Below are 21,133 nucleotides of genomic sequence, written 5' to 3'. Positions count from 1 at the left end.
ACCGCGACCGCGCAGGGGACGGGAAGCCAGCGGGCCCTCACGCGTCCTCCGTCACCCGCAGCACCTCTTCGATGGTGGTCACGCCAGCCAGGGCCTTGGCGATGCCGTCCTCGTACATGGTGCGCATCCCGTGCTGGCGGGCGATCTGCTCGATCTCGCCCATGCCGGCGTGGCGCATCACCGCCCGGCGCAGCTCGTCGTTCATGACCAGGAACTCCATGATCGTGGTCCGGCCGAGATAACCGGTGGACGACATCTCCGACGGCCGCGGGCGATACAGGAAGATCTCGCCCTGCGGCTGGAACCTGCGCAGGCCGAACTTCTCGATCTCCTCCGGCGAGGCCGGGTAGCGCTCGGCGTGGCTGGGCTCGAGCCGGCGCACCAGGCGCTGGGCGAGGATGCCGTTGATGGTGGAGGTGAGCAGGTAGTCCTCCACGCCCATGTCCAGCATGCGGGTGATGCCGCCGGCGGCGTTGTTGGTGTGCAGGGTGCTGAGCACCAGGTGGCCGGTGAGCGCGGACTGGATCGCGATGCGCGCGGTCTCCAGGTCGCGCATCTCGCCGATCATGATGATGTCCGGATCCTGGCGCACGATCGAGCGCAGCGCGTTGGCAAAGTCCAGGCCGATCTGCGGCTTGGCCTGGATCTGGTTGATGCCCTCGATCTGGTACTCCACCGGATCCTCGACGGTGATGATCTTCACGTCGGGCGTATTGAGCTTGGACAGGGCCGTATACAGCGTCGTGGTCTTGCCCGAGCCGGTCGGCCCGGTCACCAGCAGGATCCCGTGCGGCTGCTCCAGCACCTTCTGGAACTGCGGCAGGAATTCATTCGTGAACCCCAGCCGCTCGAAATCAAACACCACCGTCTCGCGGTCAAGCAGGCGCATCACCACGCTCTCGCCGTGCGCGGTGGGCACCGTGCTCACGCGCAGATCCAGCTCCTTGCCCTGCACCCGCAGCATGATCCGCCCGTCCTGCGGCAGCCGGCGCTCGGCGATGTTGAGCTTGGCCATGATCTTGACCCGGCTGATCACCGCCGCGGTCAGGTTGGCCGGCGGGCTCTCGCCCTCGGTCAGCACGCCATCGACGCGATAGCGCACCTTGAGCCGGTTCTCGAACGGCTCGATATGGATGTCGGACGCGCGCAGCTCCACCGCGCGCTGGATCACCAGGTTCACCAGCCGGATCACCGGCGCCTCGCTGGCCAGGTCGCGCAGGTGCTCCACGTCGTCCAGGTCGCCGGCCTCGCCGTCGGCCGACTCCACGATCGCGCCCATCGCGCTGCGGCCCTGGCCATGCCAGCGCTCGACCAGGTCGTCGATCTCCGAGCGCAGGCCCACCAGCGGCAGCACCGGCACCCCGGTGGCCAGCTGCACGGCTTCACACGCGTACTCCTCGAACGGATCGGCCATCCACACCATCAGCCGCCCGCCCGACTCGCCCAGCGGGCACAGGTGGAACTGGCGCAGGAAGCGCGCCGACAGCGGCTGCGCACCCTCCACCAGCTCCGGCGGATCATCCGGCACCTGCTTGCCCGACAGCAGGCGCAGGCCCAGCACCCCGGCGCAGGTTTCGGCGTGATCGCGCTCGGACACCAGCCCCAGCCGCCCGAGCAGGCCCAGCAGGCTGCCGCCGGCCTCGGCGTGCAGGCGCCGGGCGCGAAGCAGGTCGGGTTCCTTCAGTTTGCCCTTGTCCACCAGGGCGGCAATCACGCGCTCCTCGGCGGTGACGGGTGCTGTCCCGGGGGCGTCGGGTGAAACCTGCGCGGTTTCAGGGGCCGGATTCACGTTCTCGGGTTCCGCTGGCTCATTGGGGCACTTTACAACGATGTGCTGCGCCGGGATCCGGCGCGGCACACAAAAAAGAATGAGCCCCGGACGGACCGGGGCTCGAATGGATCCACGCCGCTCCCGGCCGAAGCCGGGAACGGCTGCCGGCACTCAGTAGCTGCCGGTCAGGCTCACGCCGGAGAAGGCCGAGAAGCCCCGGATCATGACGTGCCAGGTCCCCGCCGCCGGTCCGGGGATCGTGCAGGTCTCGTTGTTGCCCACCTGGTACGGACGGCAGTCGTACTCGCCAGTGGTCGGCTGGGCGCCGTGGCGCACGTACAGATCCGCGTCACCGGTGCCACCGGCCATCGCCACGCTCAGCGAAGCAGTGCCGGCCGGCACTTCGATGGTCCAGTACTGCTGGCTCTGGGCATCACCGGAAATGCCGGTCACCGGCACTCCGTTCTCCAGCTCATTGCCGCCGGGCTCACCGCCGTTCTCCGGCGCTTCGAAACGCGCCTGCAGCGTCACGTTGCTGTAGGCACGCTCGCCGGCCAGCTTGATGTAGTAGATGCCCGCGCCCGGGTTGTTGATCCGGACCACCTCGTTGTTGCCGGGACGGGTCGAGCGCCAGTCGGACGCATCCTCGCTGGGCTCTTCATCCAGGCTCACGAACATCGACACGTTGCCGCTGCCGCCGCTGGTGGTGATGCTCAGCGGACCGCTCACGCCGGCCGGAACCTCGATGGCATACAGCACCTCGCTGCCGGCGGTGCCGGACAGGCCGCGCACCGGCACCTTGTTCACCAGCATCGTGGCGTCCGGCTCGCAGATTTCCTCGTCCGGGTTGCACGGTTCAACCAGGGCGTCGGCGAGTGCCTGGGCCGGATCGACAATGCCCGCGCCCATCGGCGTGTTGCTGGGGATCGACACCGGGAACGCCCGCGCCGAGCTCTTGAGCAGGGCTTCCATGTCGGCCGGCGACAGCGGATCGCGCTCGGCCTCCACCAGCGCGCTCTGCACCAGGGCCACGACCGCCGCCACGTGCGGGGCAGCCATCGAGGTCCCGATGTAGCCGGTGTACAGATAGTCGCCCGAATCCGGCGTGGTTGCCGCATCCGAGCCCGCCTGGATGATGTAGCCGTCCCAGCCGCCATTGCCCGGGTCGGCGCTGCCGCCGCCGCCGGGGGCGGACAGGTCGATCACGCTGCCCCAGTTGGAGTAGGAGGCCTTGCCGCCGGTGATGCGGGTCGCGCCCACGGCGATCACGTTGTTGCAGCTGGCCGGGCGCGCGTTCGCGGCGTTGGCGTTGCTGTTGCCCGCCGCCACCACCACGGTGCTGCCGTTGGCCACGGCGATGTCGATCGCGTCCTGGTAGACCGCATTACAGGCCGAACCGCCACCCAGGCTGAGGTTGATCACCTCCGCCGGGTTCTCGTTCGCCGGCACGCCCGGGACGTCGCCGCCCGACGCCCAGACGATCGCATCGGCAATGTCGCCCAACATGCCGCCGCAGCGACCGAGCACGCGCACCGGCAGCACCTTTGCACCGTGGGCAAGGCCGGCGGCACCGAGCGCGTTGTTGGTGGTTTCCGCCACCGTGCCGGCCACGTGGGTACCGTGCCAGGAACTTTCCTGTGCCGGTGAGCCGGCGTAGCATTCATCCGCCACCGGGTTCCAGTCGCCCATGTCCAGCGCGCCCGGGATGCGGTCGGCGGTGTCACGCCGCGACATCCACGGATCGGTGATGAAGTCATAGCCTTCAAGAAGCTGGCCGGCATTCATGTCGGGGTGGTCGGGCAGGATGCCGGTGTCGAGCACCGCCACCACCACGCCTTCACCGGTGGACACATCCCACGCGCTTTCCGCGTCGATGCCGCCCGGATTGTCGGTGCGGAAGTTCCACTGGTACACGGAGAAGAAGGTGTCATCGGGGGTAAAGCTCGCCTGCGCCTGCAGCCGCTCCGTGGGGCGCAGCGCGAAGTCGCGGTCGTTGACCACTGCATATTCCACCGCCGGGTCGGCCTCCAGCTCGCGGACCAGCCGGTCGAGCGAAGCGCGATCGAGCTTCTGGTTCAGGCGCATCACATCCGCACCGATGCCCATCCGGCGATCGATCGTCGCCGAGACGCGCGTACCACGCGGGGCCATCCGGGCCGCGCCCGAGCGCGTCGCGGCGGACTCGAACACCCTGGCCTTGGCCGCGCTGCTGGACGCTGCCAGCGTGCCGCTGCGGTACTTGACGATCACCCGGTCTCCAGCGGGGGCGGCGGCGGGCTGGTCGATGCGGGATTGCCCGATCTTCAGCTCCGGGCCCGCCGCGTGCGCGGCAGACATTCCGATCGCCGCGGCAACGGCGAGGCACAACAGGGACTTGTGTTTCATTTCTCTCTCCTTGGGAAACAACCTGGGTTCTTACTGCGTTCCAAACCTCGCCTGCCGGAACCGCTGCCCCCCCGCAGCGGCCCGGCCTGCGCATTCACTCACCAGCCAAAGCCCGCGCCCACGCCAACCGAGGACTCGTCTCCGCTGAAGGCACCGCCGAAGGTGACCGTTGCGCGCTCGCTGATCGCGCGCTGGTAACCGATCGAGAGCGCGCTTTCGCCACCCTGGAACCCGACGCCCACGCCCACCCGGTTCTGGGTGCGCAGGCCGGCGGCGCTGGTGGCCATGTTCAGCATTGCCGCGCTCATGGCGCCCTGGCGGTCCATGCGGCGATCCACGTCGTGGAACCGGCGCTCGACATCACCGCGGAAGGAATCGAAGTTGTCGTTCCAGACCGCGAACTTCTGGTCGGTGTAGGCGTTGGCGGACGACAGCGTCTGCGCCGATGCGGTGTTGACCTGGCCGACGTTGGCTGCATCGGTGTCCGCGGTACCCGCGGCCACGTTGGCAATCTGCCGTTCGCTGCCCGCGCTGCCCACCGATACGGTGTTGGCACGGTCGGCAACCGACCCCTGGCCCAGCGCAACCGCGCCTTCCGCGGTGACCGAGGCACCCTGGCCCACCGCCGTGCCGGAGGCCGCGCTCACGTTCGTGCCCTCGCCCACCGCCACCGCATTGGTGGCATCAGCCGTGATCGTGGCATTGGCACCCACCGCGGTGCTGCCGTCGGCGCCGACATGGGCATTGCTGCCGATCGCGATGTCGTTGTCGCCGTGCGCGTAGGCACCATCACCGACCGCCAGCGCATTGCGGCCGCCCGCCTGGGCTCCCGAACCAACCGCGATCGCATCGCTGTCGGCATTGATCAGCGCCGCATCGTTGTCGCCGCCCACCACAACGCGCCGGTTGTTGGCCTGTCCTTCGGCAACCAGGACCTCCACCCCGGCCAGCCTGTCATCCAGCAGTCCGATGTGGGTATCGAGCGCGCCGAGCGCCTCGCCGACGTTGCCGTAGTAGCTGCCCTGCACCGAATACACGGTGCCGATCAGGCGGCCGTTGGCATCGACCACGGTGCCGCCACCAAACGCGGTGGCAACCGAGTTCATCGAGCCGTACAGCTGCGCGCCGGTGACCGCATCGCTGCTGGTCGCGTTGACGCGGCCGGCGGCCAGGTTGGTCAGCACCGTTCCATCGGCACCGGCCAGCGTCGCGACACCCCTCGAGGCGTCGTCATAGACGATCGCGTTGGCAGCCACGCCCTCGACGTCGCCGATGCGGCCATCCAGGTCATCCACCCGGCCCTCGACCACCTCAACCCGCTCGTTGGTCTCGAACAGCTGGCCGCCGGTGATGGCGTCGGTGCTGCCTGCGCTCACCTCGCCGGCCTGCAGGTTGGTGAGCAACGTGCCATCGGCACCGGCAAAGGTCACCGTTCCGCGGCTGCCGTCGTCGTAGAACACCGCGGTGTCGTTGATGACGGCGACGTCGTCGGCCACCACGTTGAGCTGGGCCAGGTTCACCGCATCGGTGTCCGCGGTGCCCGCGGCCACGTTGGTGACCTGGCGCTCGGCACCCACCGAGCCCACGGACACGCTGTGGTCACGATCGGCCACCGAGCCGGCACCCAGCGCGACGCTGTAGTCGGCGGTCGCCTGCGCGGAGCTGCCCAGGGCGGTGGAGTAATCCCCCGCCGCGGAAGCCAGCTCGCCCCCGGCCGTGGCATGGATGCCACTGGCCGACGCACCCACGCCAGCCTCGCCGTCGCCGGCCGTGGCGGCGAAGAAGCGGTTGCCCTCGGCATCCACCGCGGCGATGGCGGCGCCCAGCTGGTCCAGGTTCACCGCATCGGTGCCCTCGGTACCAGCGGCCACGTTGGTGATCTGGCGTTCACCGCCCGCCTCGCCCACCGACACCGTGTCCTCGCGATCAGCCACCGAGCCCGAGCCCAGCGCCACGCTGTTGTTCGCCGACGCATAGGACCCGTAACCGAGCGTCACGGAATCGTCGGCCTCCGCCCACGACGCCGCGCCCACCGCGGTGGAATACGCGCCGTCGGCGCTGCTCAACCAGCCCAGCGCGGTCGACTCGTCACCCGTGGCCCAGGCACCGGCGCCAAACGCGGCGGCACCGTCACCCGAGGCCCGCGCCGGAACGAACCCGAACGCGGTACCACCCACGGCCACGCTCTCGATGCCCAGCGCCTCGCTGTACTCACCCACCGCGACGCTGGAAACCCCCTCGGCCAGCGCAGCCATGCCCACCGCGGTCGCGTACCCGTTGGTCGCCTCCGCGCCGTAGCCCAGCGCCGTTGCGCCAAACTCCGACGCGACGCTGTACCCGCCGTAGGCCGCAGCGGCATCGGCCGAAGCGATGCTGCGGAAGCCGCCGGCCGTCGACTGGATGCCCGAGGCGATGGACTCGGCACCCAGTGCGGTCGCCACGTCGCCCGAAGCCTCGGCCCAGAAGCCCAGGGCAGTCGCTTCCTCGCCCTGGGCCATGCTCATCGCGCCCACCGCCAGGCTGCCATCGCCCGTCGCGGCCGCAAGCGCGCCGGTCGCCGTGGCAAGCAGGCCCTCGGCCATGCTCTCTGCACCCAGCGCCACCGAGTATTCGCCCATTCCCTGGGCCATCGTGCCCAGGGCCACGGCGCCCGCGCCATCGGCATTGGTGTTGAAACCGATCGCCGTGGCGCCCTCGCCAAAGGCGAATGCACCGCTGCCGAACGCCGAAGCCCCGGCATCGATCGCCGTGCTCCCCGCGCCGGTCGCCGTGCTGTAGTCGCCTTCGGCGTAGGCATCCGAACCCGATGCAGTGGCGTCCTCACCCAGCGCATACGCCTCGCCCTCGCCGGTGGCGCGGAAGTACTGGTTGTACGCCGTCGCCTCCTCCAGCTGGCCCAAGTTCACCGCATCCGTCGCCTCGGTGCCGTCTGCCACGTTGGTGATCTGGCGTTCGGAACCCGCCGAGCCCACCGACACGCTGTCGGCACGGTCGGCCACCGAACCCTGGCCCAGTGCCACCGAGTTGTCCGCCGAGGCGGTCGAATCCGCGCCCAGTGCCGTGCTGTTGGCGCCGACGCTCATCGACCCGTTGCCCACCGCCGTGCTGTTGAAGCCCGGAGCCCACGCCTCACCGCCCACCGCGGTCGAGAAATCCCCGCTCGCCTCCGTACCCAACGTGGTCGCCCCACCAACCGCCACGCTGTTGAAGCCGCTGGCAATGCTGCCAGCACCCACTGCCGTACCTACCTCCCCGCTGGCAGCGGCACCGTAGCCCAGGGCGGTCGCGCCCAACGCCGCTGCATTTGCCTCGCCGCCGATGGCGGTCGTGTAGTCCGCGTTCGTGTACGCGTACTGGCCTACCGCCGTGGCCAAGGCCCCCTGGGCGGTACTGGCATCACCAACCGCCGTAGCACCCTCGCCGGCTGCCGTGGCCCAATAGCCCAACGCCGTCGTTCCAAATCCATCCGCCTGCGACCTGGTGCCCACGGCAACGCTGCCCTGGCCGAGCGCCCCGGCCTCCAGCCCCATGGCAACCGAATAGTCACCAGCCGCATTCGTGCCGGCACCAACCGCAACCGCATCAGCCCCGGTTGCGCTGGCGCTGCCCGCAACCGCGCATTCCTCGGCGATCTCCGAAGCACCGGTATCGATGGTGCAGGGCTGGTTGCCGCCCACTTCCACCGACTGCGCCATGGCCAGCGGTGCAGCCATGCCGAACAGCAGCACGCTCATCGCCACCGCCAGCAGGCGCGGCTGCATCACGCCTGCGCCGCCCTCGCCGCGGGCGCCGGGGCTGTCACTGCTTGCCAGTTCCGAGGCCACGACGAGCTGGCCGAGCGACTTGTTCCAAACCTTCCGGTAGATGCGATTCATGGCAGTGGGTCCCTTTGCGTTCCGTATCCGGGTGAAGAAAAAAACGGGGCCGCCGCACGTGCCCGAGGCAGTGCAGTCCGGCTTCGAATGGGTTCAGGGGGCTTGCAGGAGGCGGGGAGGAAGGAGCGCGCAGCGAGCGGCGCGATCCGTAGCGGCCAGCACATTCAGGCGTGTCACTCAACTCCCCTCGGTGAATCTTCCCTGACCGGAGAATTACGGGAGGTCGCGAGGAACGTCAAGCATTGCCGCAGTGCGTCAAAATTCTACGCGCTGATGTTTCACAGGACGATGAGCGTCACACTTTGCGAAACAACCTGCTTTTCAGCGTCCGCGTGATCCACGACGGATGCGGCCGCCACGAATTTTGAACAATTTGTTCCACGAAAAAGCATGACCGTCACGTGACAGTCGACGTCCGGTTTGCGCGAAACGCAATCCGGCACCGGGATCCGACACCCGGCACAACGGACGCCGGGCACGATCCCAGGCGGCGGTGAACGCATGGCTTTGACGCGGCAGGGCGTGTTGGAACCTGATCCGACACGCCGCCAGCGGGATCACCCCACCCAGCGGCGGGCGTTATGGAAGATCCGCATCCAGGGCGACTGGTCGGGCCAGTCGGCGGGATGCCAGCTGAAGTTGAGCGAGCGCAGGGTGCGCTCGGGGTGCGGCATCAGGATGGTGGCGCGGCCGTCTTCGCTGCACAGGCCGGCGATGGCATCGGTCGAGCCGTTGGGATCGTCCGGATACGACAGCGCCGGGCCGCCATCGCCGGCCACGTAGCGCAGCGCCACGCCGGCCGCGGCGCGGTCGGCTTCCGATGCGAACTCCGCCCGGCCCTCGCCGTGCGAGATCACCACCGGGATCCGCGAGCCGGCCATGCCCTCCAGGAACACCGAAGGCGAACCCACCACCTCCAGCATCGCCAGCCGCGCCTCGAACTGCTCGCTGCGGTTGCGCTGGAAGCTGGGCCAATGCCCCGCACCGGGAATGATGTCGCGCAGCTGCGCCATCATCTGGCAGCCGTTGCACACGCCCAGCGAGAACGTGTCTCCGCGGCGGAAGAACGCTTCAAACGCCGCACGCAGCTCCGCATGCTCCAGGATCGAGGTCGCCCAGCCGCGGCCCGCGCCCAGCACGTCGCCGTAGCTGAAGCCGCCGCAGGCCACCACGCCCTTGAACCCGTCCAGCGCCACCCGGCCGCTGAGCAAATCACTCATGTGCACGTCCACGGCGGCGAAGCCGGCCTGGTCGAACCCGACCGCCATCTCCACCTGCCCGTTCACCCCCTGCTCGCGCAGGATCGCCACCCGCGGCCGCGCCGCGCCGGTGACCGCGGGCGCCTGGCCTTCGGCCGGATCGAACGTCAGCTTCGGCTTCAGCCCCGGCGCATCGAACCGCCCGCGCGCCTGGCGCTCTGCGTCGGCCGATTCCGGGTTGTCACGCAGCCGCTGGATCGCATGGCTCACCGACCACCAGGCGTCGAACAGCTCCTCCCAGCTCCACTCCACCAGCACTTCATCGTCGTCGAGCACGCGGATCGACGAAGCCACCGTCGGCCGCGCGATGCGCTGCGCGCACTCGATCAATCCGTGCCGCGCCAGCAGGTCGGCGAAGTCCACGCGGTGCTCGTCGGCGATCTGCACCACCGCCCCCAGCTCCTCGTTGAACAGGGTGCGGAACACATCCTCGCTGCGATCCTCGCCCCAGCCGTCCAGGTCGATGTCCAGGCCGCGGCGCGAGCAGAACGCCATCTCGCACAGCGCGGCGAAGGCGCCGCCGTCGGAGCGGTCGTGGTAGGCCAGCAGCAGGCCCGCCTCGCGCGCCTCGCAGACCAGTTCGAACAGCGCGCGCAGGCGCTGCGGCTCGTCCAGATCCGGGCAGGCGCCGCCGAACGCGCCGTGGCACTGCGACAGCACCGAGCCGCCCAGGCGCTGGCGCCCGCCGCCCAGGCCGATCAGCCAGATTTCCGAATCCATCCGCTGCGACAGCAGCGGGGTCAGCTGCGCGGTCGCATCGCGCACCGGCGCGAACGCGGTCACCACCGGCGACACCGGCGAGACCGACTTGTGCTGCGCGCCTTCGTGCTGCCACTGCGCCTGCATCGACAGCGAGTCCTTGCCCACCGGGATGCTCAGCTCCAGCTCCGGGCACAGCTCCATGCCCACCGCCTTCACCGCGTCGTACAGGCGCGCGTCCTCGCCCTCGTGGCCCGCCGCCGCCATCCAGTTGGCCGAGAGCTTGATCCGCTCCAGGCGCTCCACCGGCGCGGCCAGCAGGTTGGTGATCGCCTCACCCACCGCCATGCGCGACGCCGCGGCCGCGTCGATCAGCGCCAGCGGCGTGCGCTCGCCCAGCGCCATCGCCTCGCCCGCGGTGCCGTCGAAGCCGGCCATGGTGATCGCGCAGTCGGCCACCGGCAGCTGCCACGGGCCCACCATCTGGTCGCGCGCGGTCAGCCCGCCCACGGTGCGGTCGCCGATGGTGATCAGGAAGCTCTTGGAGGCCACGGTCGGATGCGCCAGCACCCGCAGCCCGGCCTCGTGCAGGTCGATGACCTTGGTATTGAGCGCGCTGAACCGCTCGCGCGCCGGGCGTGCGGTATCGCGGTGCATCTTCGGCGGCTTGCCGAACAGCACATCCATGGGCAGATTTATCGGGTGCTCCGCGTCGGGATCGGCGCCAGGCACGCCGGCCTTCACCCCGTAGCCCACCAGCAGGTGCTCCTCCCGCGTCGCCGTGCCCACCACCGCGAACGGACAGCGCTCGCGTTCGCACAGCGCGGTGAACTCATCCAGCCGCCCGGGCGCGATGCCCAGCACGTAGCGCTCCTGCGACTCGTTGCACCACAGCTGCATCGGCGACAGCGACGGATCATCGCTGGGCACCTTGTCCAGGTCGATCACCCCGCCCACGCCGCAGTCGTGCAGCAGCTCGGGGATCGCGTTGGAAAGCCCGCCCGCGCCCACGTCGTGGATCGACAGGATGGGATTGTCATCGGCCAGTGCCACGCAGCGGTCGATGACCTCCTGGCAGCGCCGCTCCATCTCCGGGTTGTCGCGCTGCACGCTGGCGAAATCCAGCGCCTCGTCGCTGCTGCCGCCGGCCACGGAGCTGGCCGCGCCGCCGCCCAGGCCGATCAGCATCGCCGGCCCGCCCAGCACGATCACCAGGTCGCCCGGCCGCAGCTTCTTCTTTTCCACCTGGCCTCGGTCCACCGCGCCCAGCCCGCCGGCCAGCATGATCGGCTTGTCGTAGGCCCAGGCGAAGCCGTCTTGCACCGGCAGCTCGAAGCTGCGGAAATAGCCGGTGAGGTTCGGCCGGCCGAACTCGTTGTTGAACGCCGCCGCGCCGATCGGCCCGTCCAGCATGATCTCCAGCGCCGGCGCCATGCGCGGGTTCAGCGCGCGCGGCTGCTCCCACGGCTGCTCCAGCCCGGGGATGCGCAGGTGCGAGACCGAGAACCCGGCCAGCCCCGCCTTCGGCCGCCCGCCGCGCCCGGTCGCGCCCTCGTCGCGGATCTCGCCGCCCACGCCGGTGGCCGCGCCCGGATACGGGGAAATCGCGGTCGGATGGTTGTGGGTTTCCACCTTGATGCAGAACGCGGTCTCGGCCACAGGCTCGGCGCGGTACTCGGCCGTGGCCGGATCCGGGCGGAAGCGCCGGCCCTCGAAGCCCGCCACCACCGCCGCGTTGTCGCTGTACGCCGACAGCGTGTGCGCGGGGGTGGCCGCATGGGTGTTGCGGATCATGCCGAACAGCGAGCGCGGCTTGTCCTCGCCGTCCACCGTCCAGCTGGCGTTGAAGATCTTGTGCCGGCAGTGCTCGGAGTTCGCCTGGGCGAACATCATCAGCTCGACGTCGGACGGGTCGCGGCCGAGCGCACCGAAGCGCTCGCGCAGGTAGTCGATCTCGTCCCCGGCCAGGGCCAGGCCCAGGCGCGCGTTGGCTTCGTCCAGCCCGGCCAGCGGCACCCGCTCCAGGGCGCTGCGGCCCGGGGTGCGGAACAGCTCGCCCGCATCCTCGCGCGCCGACAGCAGCGACTGGGTCATCGGATCGTGCAGCAGGCGCCCCAGCGCCGCGGCCTCGGCCGCATCTTCCGGCCAGCCTTCGATATCCAGCCGGGTACCGCGCTCCACCCGCTTCAGCGCCAGGCCGGCACCGCGCAGCAGCTCGCCGGCCTTGCTCGCCCACGGGGAAATGGTGCCCAGCCGCGGTGCCACGTAGCGCGAGGCCGCGCCTTCCGCACGCGGCGCGGCGCCGGTGCCGGCCTGCAGGATCCGCCTCAGCGCATCCGCATCGGGCCGGACGCCCGGCTCGGGCTCGATCCAGTAAACATGCCAGGCCCCGAGCACCCGGGGCGACGAGGAAAACTGCTGCAGGCGGGCCTGGAGGCGCTCAAGCCTGAAAGGCGACAGGGCCGGCTGGCCCTCGAGGACGATCATGTCCGGCAGACACTGTAAAAAAGGGCCCGCAATTGTACCGGAACCCCGCCCCGCGCCGGTTACTGGCCGCCCGCGCCGGCCATCTCGTCCAGCGCCTTGCGCAGCTCGGCGGGCGGGACGTAGCCGGGCATCTGGTTGCCCTGCTCGGTCACGATCAGCGGCGTGCCCTGCAGGCCCACGCGCATGGCCAGCTCGTACTGCTCGGCAATCGGGTTGTCGCAGGTCCTGTCAGGCACCCGCTTGCCGCTCTTGGCATCGGTCATCGCCTGCCGGGGATCCTCCGCGCACCACACCGACACCATCTTGCGGTAGTCCTCGCCCTGCAGCCCCGCCCGCGGGAACGCCAGGTACTGCACCGCGATGCCCAGCCGGTTGTACTCGTCGATTTCCTGGTGCAGGCGCTGGCAGAACGTGCACTCCACGTCGGTGAACACCGCCACCGTATGGCGCGGGTTCTCCGGCGCGAACACGATCCGGTCCTCCACCGGCGCCAGCTTCATCAATTCCCTGCGCACCCCGGCCAGCGCGTCCTGGCTCAGGTCGCGGCGCTGCTCCACGTCGAACAGGCTGCCCTGCAGCAGATAGCGGCCGTCGTTGCTCACGTACACCACCTGGCCCGCCACCACCAACTCCTGGTAGCCGGCGATCGGCGCTGCCTGCACCGCATCCACCTGGATGTTCGGGTTGATCGAATGGATCGCCTCGATCGCGCGCGCCTCCGGGCTGCCCGGCTCGGCCACGATCTCCGGCCGCTCCAGCGCCGACGCCACCGGCACCGCATCCGCCCCCTCCGTCTCCGGATCCGGCGCCTGCGCGCAGGCTGACAGGCTGGAGGCGCCGAGCAGGACAAAAAGAAGGTGCTTCATGCGGTGAAAACCTCGAAGGCGGGCCAATCCATGGATTATCCCACGCCCCGCCCCAACCAAACCCAACCATGCCGCCGCCCCATGCAGGTCGGCCCTACGCCGCCTTGCTCCACGGCCGGATCTGCTCCAGCTCCGCAGCCAGCGCATCCCTGGCCTTCGCCGCGTCGTAATCCAGCTGCAAACCGGTCCAGAAGCCCTCGGACATGCCGAAGAAACGGGACAGGCGCAACCCGGTGTCCACCGTCACCGCCCTCTTCCCCGCCACGATCTCCCCGATCCGCCTTTGCGGCACGCCGATCTCCTTGGCAAGCCGGTACTGGGTAATGCCCATCGGCTCCAGGAACTCGTGCATCAGGATCTCACCCGGATGCGGCCAGGGAATCTTTCGCATGGTGATCTCTCCTCAGTGGTAGTCGACGATCTCGACGTTCGCGGGACCGGCGGATAGCCAGACGAAACACACCCGCCATTGCCGGTTCACCCGGATACTGTGCTGCCCCGCCCGATCACCCTGCAGCGCCTCCAGGCGATTGTTGGGCGGCACCCGCAGGTCGTCGAGGGCGGCTGCGCGATGAAGCATCGCCAATTTCCGCATCGCCACGGTTTCGATGTTCACGAAACGGCGAGTCCGTCGCCCCTCGAACATCGCCTGTGTGTCCTTACACCGGAACGACTGGATGGCCATGGCCAAACACTAACGCGGCACGTTAGTATCGTCAAGCATCCCTATGCAGGAGCGCGCCATGCGCGCTCCTGACGCCAAGCCGGGGTCAGGCGCGGGGGTGGTGGTGGGCGTGGAGCTGCTTGAGTTTCTCGCGGGCGACCAGCGTGTAGATCTGGGTGGTGGAGAGGGAGCTGTGGCCCAGCAGCATCTGCAGCGCGCGCAGGTCGGCGCCGTGGTTGAGCAGGTGGGTGGCGAAGCTGTGGCGCAGGCCGTGCGGGCTCACCCGCGCCGGGTCGATCCCGGCCACCGCCGCGTATCGCTTCACCCAGGCCCAGAACGCCTGCCGGGTCGGCGCCGCCTGGCCGGCGCCGAGGAACAACGGCGCGGCCGTACCCGACAGCGCCGGATCTGCAGCGCGCGTACCACCTGCCCCCCGTCCGCGCTTGCCCCCCCGGCTGCCCCGCCCGGCCGGTTCCCCACCCGCCAGCACCGGACGCGCCTCGTCCAGATACCGCTCCAGCCAGTGCCGGGCCTCCTCGCCCAGCGGCACCAGCCGCTCCTTGCCGCCCTTGCCGGTCACCCGCAGCACGCCCTGGCGCAGGTTCACGCCGTTGGCCGGCAGGTTCACCAGCTCGCTCACGCGCAGGCCGCAGGCGTACATCAGCTCCAGCATCGCCCGGTCGCGCAGGCCTTCGGGCGTGGCGTCGTCCGGGGCCGCCAGCAGCGCTTCCACCTGGCTCTCCGTGAGCGCCTTGGGCAGCAGCCTGCCCAGCCTGGGCGCCTCGATCAGCGCCGTCGGATCGTCCTTGCGCGCCCCGCGCTGCACCAGGTGCGCATAGAACGCCCGCAGCGCCGACAGCAGCCGCGCATTGCTGCGCGCCGAATACCCGCCACGCGTGCGCCAGGCCAGGTAATCATGCAGCCCCTGCCGGTCCGCCCCCGCCAGCCCGCCGCCGCGGCCCTCGCGCCAGCGCGCCAGCATCGACAGGTCACGCCGGTAGCTGTCCAGCGTCTGCCGCGCCAGTCCGCGCTCGGCCCAGATGGCGTCCAGGAAACCGTCGATCGCCCGCGCATCCTCGTCGCGCAGGGGTGGCAATTGCATGGCGGCCTGGCGGCGGTCGGCGGGCGTCGTGCTGGACATGGCGGAAACGATACCCCGCGGCCTATATCCTTGCGCGATGGAATCCGACGCACCCGCCAAGCCCCGCGCCCACCTCGCCTGGCGCTTCCTCTCGATCTTCTACGACATGTGGCCGGTGCTGGCGCTGTGGTTCCTGCTGTCGTTCCTGTTCAACCTGGCCTACACCCTGGCCGGCCACGACGCCCGCGAATACATCCAGCCGTTCACCCTGCTCGGCTGGCTGCTGTGGATCGCCTGCTGGGTGGCAGGCGGGCTGTACATGACCGTCAGCTGGCGGCGCGGCGGGCAGAGCCTGGGCATGCGGCCGTGGCGGCTGCGCCTGGTGAATGCCGAAGACCCCGGCAGCGCGCCCTCCTGGCACTCGGTGTGGATCCGCTACGCAGTGGGCACCGCCTCGCTGCTGCTGGCCGGCCTGGGTTTCTTCTGGGCCTGGCTCGACCGCGACCGCCTCACCTGGCACGACCGCGCCAGCGGCACCCGCCTGGTCCGGGTGCCCAAACGCTGACTTCCCCGTGACGGTTGAGAAGCAGGCGCCAATTGTCTGCAAGCATCGTTTCGGTCTCCACGGTAGTGCCGATCACCTCCTCGCCCTTGCGTACCGGCAAGTGGTCCTCCCGGCCGAAAACATGATCTTGACACCATATGCCTTGCAGAGCATTATCACGGCATGACATGGATCGTCGAATTTGCTGAGGAGTTCGAACCGGAGTTCGATCTACTCCCGGAAGTCGTTCAGGACGAAATCCTGGCGCAGGCACGCGTGATCGAGCGCTTCGGTCCAACTGCCAAGCGCCCGCGCGTGGACACGCTGAAAGGATCGCGACATCACAACATGAAGGAACTGCGCTTCAACGCCGACAACGGCGTCTGGCGTATCGCGTTCGCGTTCGACCCGCTTCGCCGCGGAATTTTGCTCGTTGCGGGCGACAAGTCCGGGGGTAGCGAGAAGCTGTTTTACAGAAAGCTCATCAGCACCGCTGATCAACGATTCGACAACCACCTGGCGCAACTGGCTTCACGTAAAAGGAAATAGCAACCATGGGCACCTCACTCGAGCAGAAAATCGCACGGCTTCCGAAAGAGCGGCGGGCACGTATTGATTCGCGGGCGGAGGAGCTCATTGCTGAAGAGCTTTCCCTGCGGGACCTGCGCAAGGCCATGAACCGCACGCAGGTCCAGGTTGCAAAGATGCTCAAGGTGGGTCAGGACACCGTCTCCCGGTACGAGAGCCGGACCGACATGCTGCTGTCAACGCTGCAGGAATATGTCCGCGCGATGGGCGGCGAGCTTGACCTGGTCGCCCGCTTCCCCAACCGGCAGCCGGTAAAAATCAAGACGCTGCGGGATCTTGCCGATCCCGGTCCATGAAGCCCGAGTACAACTTCCCCAATCAATCACCCATCCCGAACGGCACGTCATCGTGGGCCTGGTTCTGGGAGTCCACCTGCTGCAGGAGGACCTGCTGGACCTCGGGCGTGCTGATCCATTCCACGTAGGCGCCGCGCTGGGCGGCGGACATGTCTTCCAGGGGCATGATCTGCAGGCCACCGTTGCCGTCGGGCACGGTGAAGTCGGCGTCCACGGTGAAGCCCCAGTTGCCCATTTCCGCATACTCGGCCATCAGCCGCTGTTCGTAGGCCTGGATCGTGGCCGCCGGGCTGATGTCCACCGTCACCGGCGGGTTCTGGCCCAGGGTGTAGGCCTCCAGGTTGGAGGGGTTCACCAGCAGGTAGTTGGCCGCATCGCGGAAGGCGTCGCGGCGGTGGGCCACCACCTCGTCCACGTAGTCCGCCCGCGCCTGCGCCTGCTCGTCGGACTTGGGAATCAGCGCATCGGTGATCAGCTCCTTCACCGCGCTCTTGGCCGCCCCCGTCAGCGAGGAGCCCTTGGTCTCGATGGCGTTGAGCAGGATGCCCAGGCCCTCGCGCGCCGCCGCGTTGTCCGCGTCGGCCGCCTTGCCGTCATCGATCAGCCGGCTGGCGATGGACCCGCTCAGCATCGCCTCCATCGCGCCCAGCTCACGCCCGTACGCCGACGACAGGTTGGGATCGCCGCCATATTCAGCCAGCAGCCCGTCCTGCCACTCGCCCATCGCCACCATCAGTTCGCCCAGCGCATCCGGGCTGGCGCCGCCGGCCGCATACAGCAGGTGGTGGGCGGCCGAGAACGGCATCTCGATGCCGTCGCGCACGGTATCCTGCTGGTCCAGCGGGATATCCACCGGGCTGTTGGCCGCGTAGGCGATATCGTCGAAATATTCGGTGGCGATCGCCGCCATGGCGTCGTCGTAGCCGGGCGGCAGCTTGCCCTCGCGCGCATCCACCTCCCCGATCACCTGGCGGGCCGCGTACTCGGCCATGCCCGGGTCGGTGGTGCGATAGTCCACCGTCCCCACCTCGAACACCCGCGCCACATCCGCGTCGCTGACGTTGGGGTTGTCCATCAGCTCGCCGGCAAAGGCTGCCGTGGTCAGCGCCGCGGCCTCCGGATTGCGCGCCACCGCGTCCATGATCCAGCCCAGCCCGTTGTCTGCGTAGGACGAACCGCCCAGCGACCAGGTCACCGGCCCGTACGCATCGCCGTTGACCACCACCTCGCGCATCGCCTGGGTGAGGAACCCGGTGGAGAAATCGCCGCTGCGCATCAGCTGGCCCACCGCCCAGCGCGTTTGCGTGTGCTCCGCGGCGCCGCTGAACAGGCCGTCCACCCACTCGGCGGAAAGCTGGTCGCTGTGGGAAGCCGCGCCCAGCGCGTCCGACAGGTGCTCGACAAAGGCCACCTGCTGCTCCGCGCTGGCATGCGGGAACTGGCCGACGATCGTCTGCAGCCAGTCGGGCTCGAATGACTGGATGAAACCGGCCGCCACATCCGGATCCTGCAGCTGCTCCGCGTTCTCCTCGAAAAACGCCTCCACCGCCGCCGGATCGTTGATGACCTCGGGATCCTGCAGCTGCTCCGCCAGCGCCTGGCCCTCTTCGAGCTTCGTCTGCGGGGCAGCCTCCACCGGCGACCCGCCGGCCTCCATGGGCGCCCTGAACTCCATGGGCAGGACGGAAGGGTTCAGAACGTCGATTCCGGTCATGGCGTGGCGCCTCGCGTGGGGGTACGGGCACCGTACCCGCGTGGGCAGGCCGCCGGTAACTGGGGTCTTCCCTACCTGCGCGTTCAAACGGCGGGACGGCTGGCTGGACAGCCCTACGGACCAACGTCACACTCCGGCCGACCTCGGGTAAACCCCAGATCCAAAACTTGTCACTTTTGGCAATGAAGTGACACTTCGCGTCAGTCCGCAACCCTTTCATGGCGACTTATCTGTGACCCGCCCCAAGGGCCCCGCATGACGCACCCCACAATGCCCGCTTTGGCACGCCTCCTGCGTATATGATCCTGCACGTGCAACGTCGCACGGCTGCCCAGGGACCCGGCACCAGCCGGCCTCGCGGCACGTGATGTTCCAATCACTCCTAGGGGATACACCATGAAGAAGATGCAACAGGGCTTTACCCTGATCGAGCTGATGATCGTTGTGGCGATCATTGCCATTCTGGCGGCGATTGCGCTGCCGGCGTATCAGGATTACACCACCCGTGCACGGGTTTCCGAAGTGATTCTGGCGGCATCGCAATGCCGCACAGCCGTCACTGAAACGGCTCAGTCGGCCGCTAGCCTTCCGGGTGCTAACGGTTACGGCTGTGAAGTCACCACTGGCAATGCTTCGCAGTATGTCGGCACCGTCCAGACGAGCGCCACCGGGGTAATCTCGGTCCAGTCAACTGTTCCGAATGCTACTGGCGAGGTCACTCTGACTCCGTATGCAGGCGCGACCGGAACCACTGCTATCAGCGCGGGTAGTGGCGTAGGCCGCTGGGTTTGCGACAGCGCAAACATCGACGACAAGTTCCTTCCGAGCACTTGTCGTGGCTGATTGCTGTCAACAACAGTAGCTAATCATCCGCCGGGGGCTTCTTTGGAAGCCCCCGGCACGCTTTCGAAGGCGATGAATTCATGAAGGGGTCGCGTGGATTTACGTTAATCGAACTGATGCTCGTAGTCGCAATCATTGCCTTACTTGCAACGGTCGCCCTCCCAGCTTATCGGGACTATGCGATCAGGGCACGAATCTCCGAAGTAATTCTCGCGGGCTCCGTATGCAGAGACCGGGTCAGCGAAGTAGCGCAGAGCGAGGCAACTCTCCCGTCTTCCAACGCGTGGGGCTGCGAAGTCACGTCCGGCCAAGTGTCGAACTATGTGGGAACCATTACGACCAACGATAGCGGTGTAATTGCAATTCAGTCGCTGGTGCCTGGCGCAACCGGAATCGTCCGGCTATCGCCTTATGCAGACACCCATCAGACTACGTCCTTGAGCGTCTTGTCCAACGTGCGCAGCTGGTCGTGCGACAGCCCAGACATCCGCGGCAAACATCTACCAGCCACGTGCCGCAATTAAAGACTATGCTGAGGCCAATGGAGCCGCTGGGAAACTATGACCACCGCATGGTCACGGAGAGTAAGGATGCCTGCGGGGCAACTGGACAAAACACCGTATCGATCACAGGCGAAGCTGCGCCGCTACCGTCCATGGGCTTGGCTCACTCTTCTGGTGCTGACTATTATTTGGACCTGGATTGCAGGGAAAGAGTTGTCATGGGATGTCCTCAACCACCATCTCTATATCCCGCACGCATGGCTTAATAACCGTATATCAGCAGACCTGTTCGGTGCGGGCCCCCAAATTTATCAAAACCCGCTCGGCTATATTCCATTCTACACCATGGTTTCAGCTGATTGGCCCTCATGGTCAATCGGCCTCACTTTCGCGCTTCTTCATGCCATTAACGGAATCTTCATCTGGCTAATTTGCGAACGCGTCTGGGTAGCTGCTGGTAATGCCTCGCTCAAATGGATTGCACTTGCCACAATGCTGGCATTGACTGCGCCTCCCTTCCTTCAAGCGGTAGGCACCTCGTCAATTGATCCAACGGCGTCCTCCTTCGTGGTAGCCGGCCTCTGGATGGCACTGGAAGCTCCACATCGCACACGCGCGCACCTTTGGTGCATCTCGTCCGCCGCAGCTATCGGCGTTGCCTTTTCAATTAAACAGAACAATGCGGTATTCGTTATCGCGCTCGCCTGCATGGCTATATGGCAATGTGCAAGTGGGCAGCTACGCTGGCTCTCTATATTTTCCTATGCCGCGGGCGGCCTAGCAGCAATTGTTGTCGGCATGGGCTGGTACAGCCTCATACTATGGAATGAGTTTGGAAGTCCACTGTTTCCACTCTTCAACCACATATTTCATTCGCCTTATGCACCATATGAGCCCTTAGCAGCTACGCGATTTATTCCAGAAAATCTAAGCGAGTGGCTGTCGCGACCATACGACATGGCCTGGCCTCGCGCATATATTTATACGGAACTGTTCTCTCCTGACATCAGAGTGTTGTTTATAGCCACACTCGGACTCGGCGCAGCCGCAGCCTACGGTATTCGCAATATACGACGAAATAAACCCCGACCTTGGGGCGAAGCCGACTTTACCCCAATAGACGCAAATCTATTGGTTTTTTGCACGGCCAGCTATTTCCTATGGCTGGCAACCAGCGGCAACGGTCGCTACGCGATCCCGCTCCTGCTGGTCTTCGGCATCCTAGCTGCTCGCTGGGCTCACCTAGTCTTGGGTGCGTCGGCCGGGCGGATTGCCGTGCTGTGCGCCCTCATCGTGCAGAGCACTATCTTCATCATCTCTGCTGATTGGCACTCTAATTCGGAGCGCTGGGACTCACAACCTTACTATCCAGTTAAGATCGCCCCGGAGCTTCAGCAACAGCCCTATATGCACATCACAATCGGCGCCCAAACGATGGCGTCGCTTCTGACCACCTTGGATAACAGGGGAGTGCTATCCAATCCTGTTGGCCAAATGTCGATTCCCAAAAGCGGACCATTGGGCGCCCGGTTCCAGTCCTTAAGAAGCAGATGGACAG

At 67.5% G+C, this 21,133-nt stretch carries 14 protein-coding genes and 2 pseudogenes; 6 read left to right on the top strand and 10 right to left on the bottom strand.

Annotation, left to right across the window (positions count from 1 at the left end; all coding sequences use genetic code 11):
* Nucleotides 1-37 precede the first annotated feature (37 nt).
* The 9 genes and pseudogenes from gspE to ACOZ90_RS09660 form a co-directional block, all read right to left on the bottom strand.
* Nucleotides 38-1,714 carry a type II secretion system ATPase GspE gene (gspE, locus tag ACOZ90_RS09705; RefSeq protein ID WP_422893665.1) on the bottom strand — a complete coding sequence of 559 codons (1,677 nt, stop codon included), beginning with the start codon at nt 1,712-1,714 and terminating at the stop codon, nt 38-40.
* A gap of 228 nt (nt 1,715-1,942) precedes the next feature.
* Nucleotides 1,943-2,179: pseudogene (locus ACOZ90_RS09700) on the bottom strand (PPC domain-containing protein); the annotation flags it as partial.
* 108 nt (nt 2,180-2,287) lie between these two features.
* Nucleotides 2,288-4,156, bottom strand: a pseudogene (locus tag ACOZ90_RS09695) (S8 family serine peptidase); the annotation flags it as partial.
* Between the two features lie 98 nt (nt 4,157-4,254).
* A complete protein-coding gene (locus ACOZ90_RS09685; RefSeq protein WP_479724354.1) occupies nt 4,255-8,031 on the bottom strand; it encodes an ESPR-type extended signal peptide-containing protein in 3,777 nt (1,258 codons plus the stop codon).
* 557 nt (nt 8,032-8,588) lie between these two features.
* Nucleotides 8,589-12,476: a phosphoribosylformylglycinamidine synthase gene (purL, locus tag ACOZ90_RS09680; RefSeq protein WP_422893455.1), complete on the bottom strand. Its 3,888-nt coding sequence runs from the start codon at nt 12,474-12,476 to the stop codon at nt 8,589-8,591.
* A gap of 59 nt (nt 12,477-12,535) precedes the next feature.
* A complete protein-coding gene (locus ACOZ90_RS09675; protein ID WP_422893454.1) occupies nt 12,536-13,342 on the bottom strand; it encodes a DsbC family protein in 807 nt (268 codons plus the stop codon).
* Between the two features lie 94 nt (nt 13,343-13,436).
* Nucleotides 13,437-13,733, bottom strand: coding sequence for a HigA family addiction module antitoxin (locus ACOZ90_RS09670; RefSeq protein ID WP_422893453.1), 297 nt, complete (start codon nt 13,731-13,733; stop codon nt 13,437-13,439).
* Between the two features lie 12 nt (nt 13,734-13,745).
* Nucleotides 13,746-14,027 carry a type II toxin-antitoxin system RelE/ParE family toxin gene (locus ACOZ90_RS09665; protein ID WP_422893452.1) on the bottom strand — a complete coding sequence of 94 codons (282 nt, stop codon included), beginning with the start codon at nt 14,025-14,027 and terminating at the stop codon, nt 13,746-13,748.
* Nucleotides 14,028-14,112: 85 nt separating this feature from the next.
* The gene (locus ACOZ90_RS09660; RefSeq protein ID WP_422893451.1) at nt 14,113-15,147 is read right to left on the bottom strand and encodes a site-specific tyrosine recombinase XerD; all 1,035 of its coding nucleotides are present in this window, start codon (nt 15,145-15,147) and stop codon (nt 14,113-14,115) included.
* 37 nt (nt 15,148-15,184) lie between these two features.
* Between ACOZ90_RS09660 and ACOZ90_RS09655 the strand changes: the two genes are divergently transcribed.
* The 3 genes from ACOZ90_RS09655 to ACOZ90_RS09645 all read left to right on the top strand — a co-directional run bounded on the left by ACOZ90_RS09655 (nt 15,185) and on the right by ACOZ90_RS09645 (nt 16,515).
* Nucleotides 15,185-15,652, top strand: coding sequence for an RDD family protein (locus ACOZ90_RS09655; RefSeq protein ID WP_422893450.1), 468 nt, complete (start codon nt 15,185-15,187; stop codon nt 15,650-15,652).
* A 162-nt stretch (nt 15,653-15,814) separates the two neighbouring features.
* Nucleotides 15,815-16,180: a type II toxin-antitoxin system RelE/ParE family toxin gene (locus ACOZ90_RS09650; RefSeq protein ID WP_422893449.1), complete on the top strand. Its 366-nt coding sequence runs from the start codon at nt 15,815-15,817 to the stop codon at nt 16,178-16,180.
* A 5-nt stretch (nt 16,181-16,185) separates the two neighbouring features.
* Nucleotides 16,186-16,515: a helix-turn-helix domain-containing protein gene (locus tag ACOZ90_RS09645; protein WP_422893448.1), complete on the top strand. Its 330-nt coding sequence runs from the start codon at nt 16,186-16,188 to the stop codon at nt 16,513-16,515.
* Nucleotides 16,516-16,537: 22 nt separating this feature from the next.
* Here the strand turns inward: ACOZ90_RS09645 and ACOZ90_RS09640 are convergent, their stop codons facing one another.
* Nucleotides 16,538-18,229, bottom strand: coding sequence for a hypothetical protein (locus ACOZ90_RS09640; RefSeq protein WP_422893447.1), 1,692 nt, complete (start codon nt 18,227-18,229; stop codon nt 16,538-16,540).
* A 396-nt stretch (nt 18,230-18,625) separates the two neighbouring features.
* Here ACOZ90_RS09640 and ACOZ90_RS09635 point away from each other — a divergent pair, with 396 nt between their 5' ends.
* The 3 genes from ACOZ90_RS09635 to ACOZ90_RS09625 all read left to right on the top strand — a co-directional run.
* Nucleotides 18,626-19,072, top strand: coding sequence for a pilin (locus ACOZ90_RS09635; protein ID WP_422893446.1), 447 nt, complete (start codon nt 18,626-18,628; stop codon nt 19,070-19,072).
* Nucleotides 19,073-19,152: 80 nt separating this feature from the next.
* Complete coding sequence (locus tag ACOZ90_RS09630) at nt 19,153-19,596, top strand: pilin (RefSeq protein WP_422893445.1); 444 nt, start codon at nt 19,153-19,155, stop codon at nt 19,594-19,596.
* A 66-nt stretch (nt 19,597-19,662) separates the two neighbouring features.
* Nucleotides 19,663-21,133, top strand: a 1,471-nt coding sequence (locus tag ACOZ90_RS09625; RefSeq protein ID WP_422893444.1) for an ArnT family glycosyltransferase, incomplete at its 3' end; no start/stop codon positions are given.

Source organism: Luteimonas dalianensis (assembly GCF_049339425.1).
GTDB lineage: Bacteria > Pseudomonadota > Gammaproteobacteria > Xanthomonadales > Xanthomonadaceae > Luteimonas > Luteimonas dalianensis.
This window is presented reverse-complemented; position numbering and strand designations above follow the sequence as displayed.

What these genes read in the sequence shown, in the direction of transcription:
- ACOZ90_RS09685 (WP_479724354.1), bottom strand. Translation starts at nt 8,031, where the DNA reads ATGAATCGCATCTACCGGAAGGTTTGGAACAAGTCGCTCGGCCAGCTC.
- purL (WP_422893455.1), bottom strand. Translation starts at nt 12,476, where the DNA reads ATGATCGTCCTCGAGGGCCAGCCGGCCCTGTCGCCTTTCAGGCTTGAG.
- ACOZ90_RS09675 (WP_422893454.1), bottom strand. Translation starts at nt 13,342, where the DNA reads ATGAAGCACCTTCTTTTTGTCCTGCTCGGCGCCTCCAGCCTGTCAGCC.
- ACOZ90_RS09670 (WP_422893453.1), bottom strand. Translation starts at nt 13,733, where the DNA reads ATGCGAAAGATTCCCTGGCCGCATCCGGGTGAGATCCTGATGCACGAG.
- ACOZ90_RS09665 (WP_422893452.1), bottom strand. Translation starts at nt 14,027, where the DNA reads ATGGCCATCCAGTCGTTCCGGTGTAAGGACACACAGGCGATGTTCGAG.
- ACOZ90_RS09660 (WP_422893451.1), bottom strand. Translation starts at nt 15,147, where the DNA reads ATGTCCAGCACGACGCCCGCCGACCGCCGCCAGGCCGCCATGCAATTG.
- ACOZ90_RS09655 (WP_422893450.1), top strand. Translation starts at nt 15,185, where the DNA reads ATGGAATCCGACGCACCCGCCAAGCCCCGCGCCCACCTCGCCTGGCGC.
- ACOZ90_RS09650 (WP_422893449.1), top strand. Translation starts at nt 15,815, where the DNA reads ATGACATGGATCGTCGAATTTGCTGAGGAGTTCGAACCGGAGTTCGAT.
- ACOZ90_RS09645 (WP_422893448.1), top strand. Translation starts at nt 16,186, where the DNA reads ATGGGCACCTCACTCGAGCAGAAAATCGCACGGCTTCCGAAAGAGCGG.
- ACOZ90_RS09640 (WP_422893447.1), bottom strand. Translation starts at nt 18,229, where the DNA reads ATGACCGGAATCGACGTTCTGAACCCTTCCGTCCTGCCCATGGAGTTC.
- ACOZ90_RS09635 (WP_422893446.1), top strand. Translation starts at nt 18,626, where the DNA reads ATGAAGAAGATGCAACAGGGCTTTACCCTGATCGAGCTGATGATCGTT.
- ACOZ90_RS09630 (WP_422893445.1), top strand. Translation starts at nt 19,153, where the DNA reads ATGAAGGGGTCGCGTGGATTTACGTTAATCGAACTGATGCTCGTAGTC.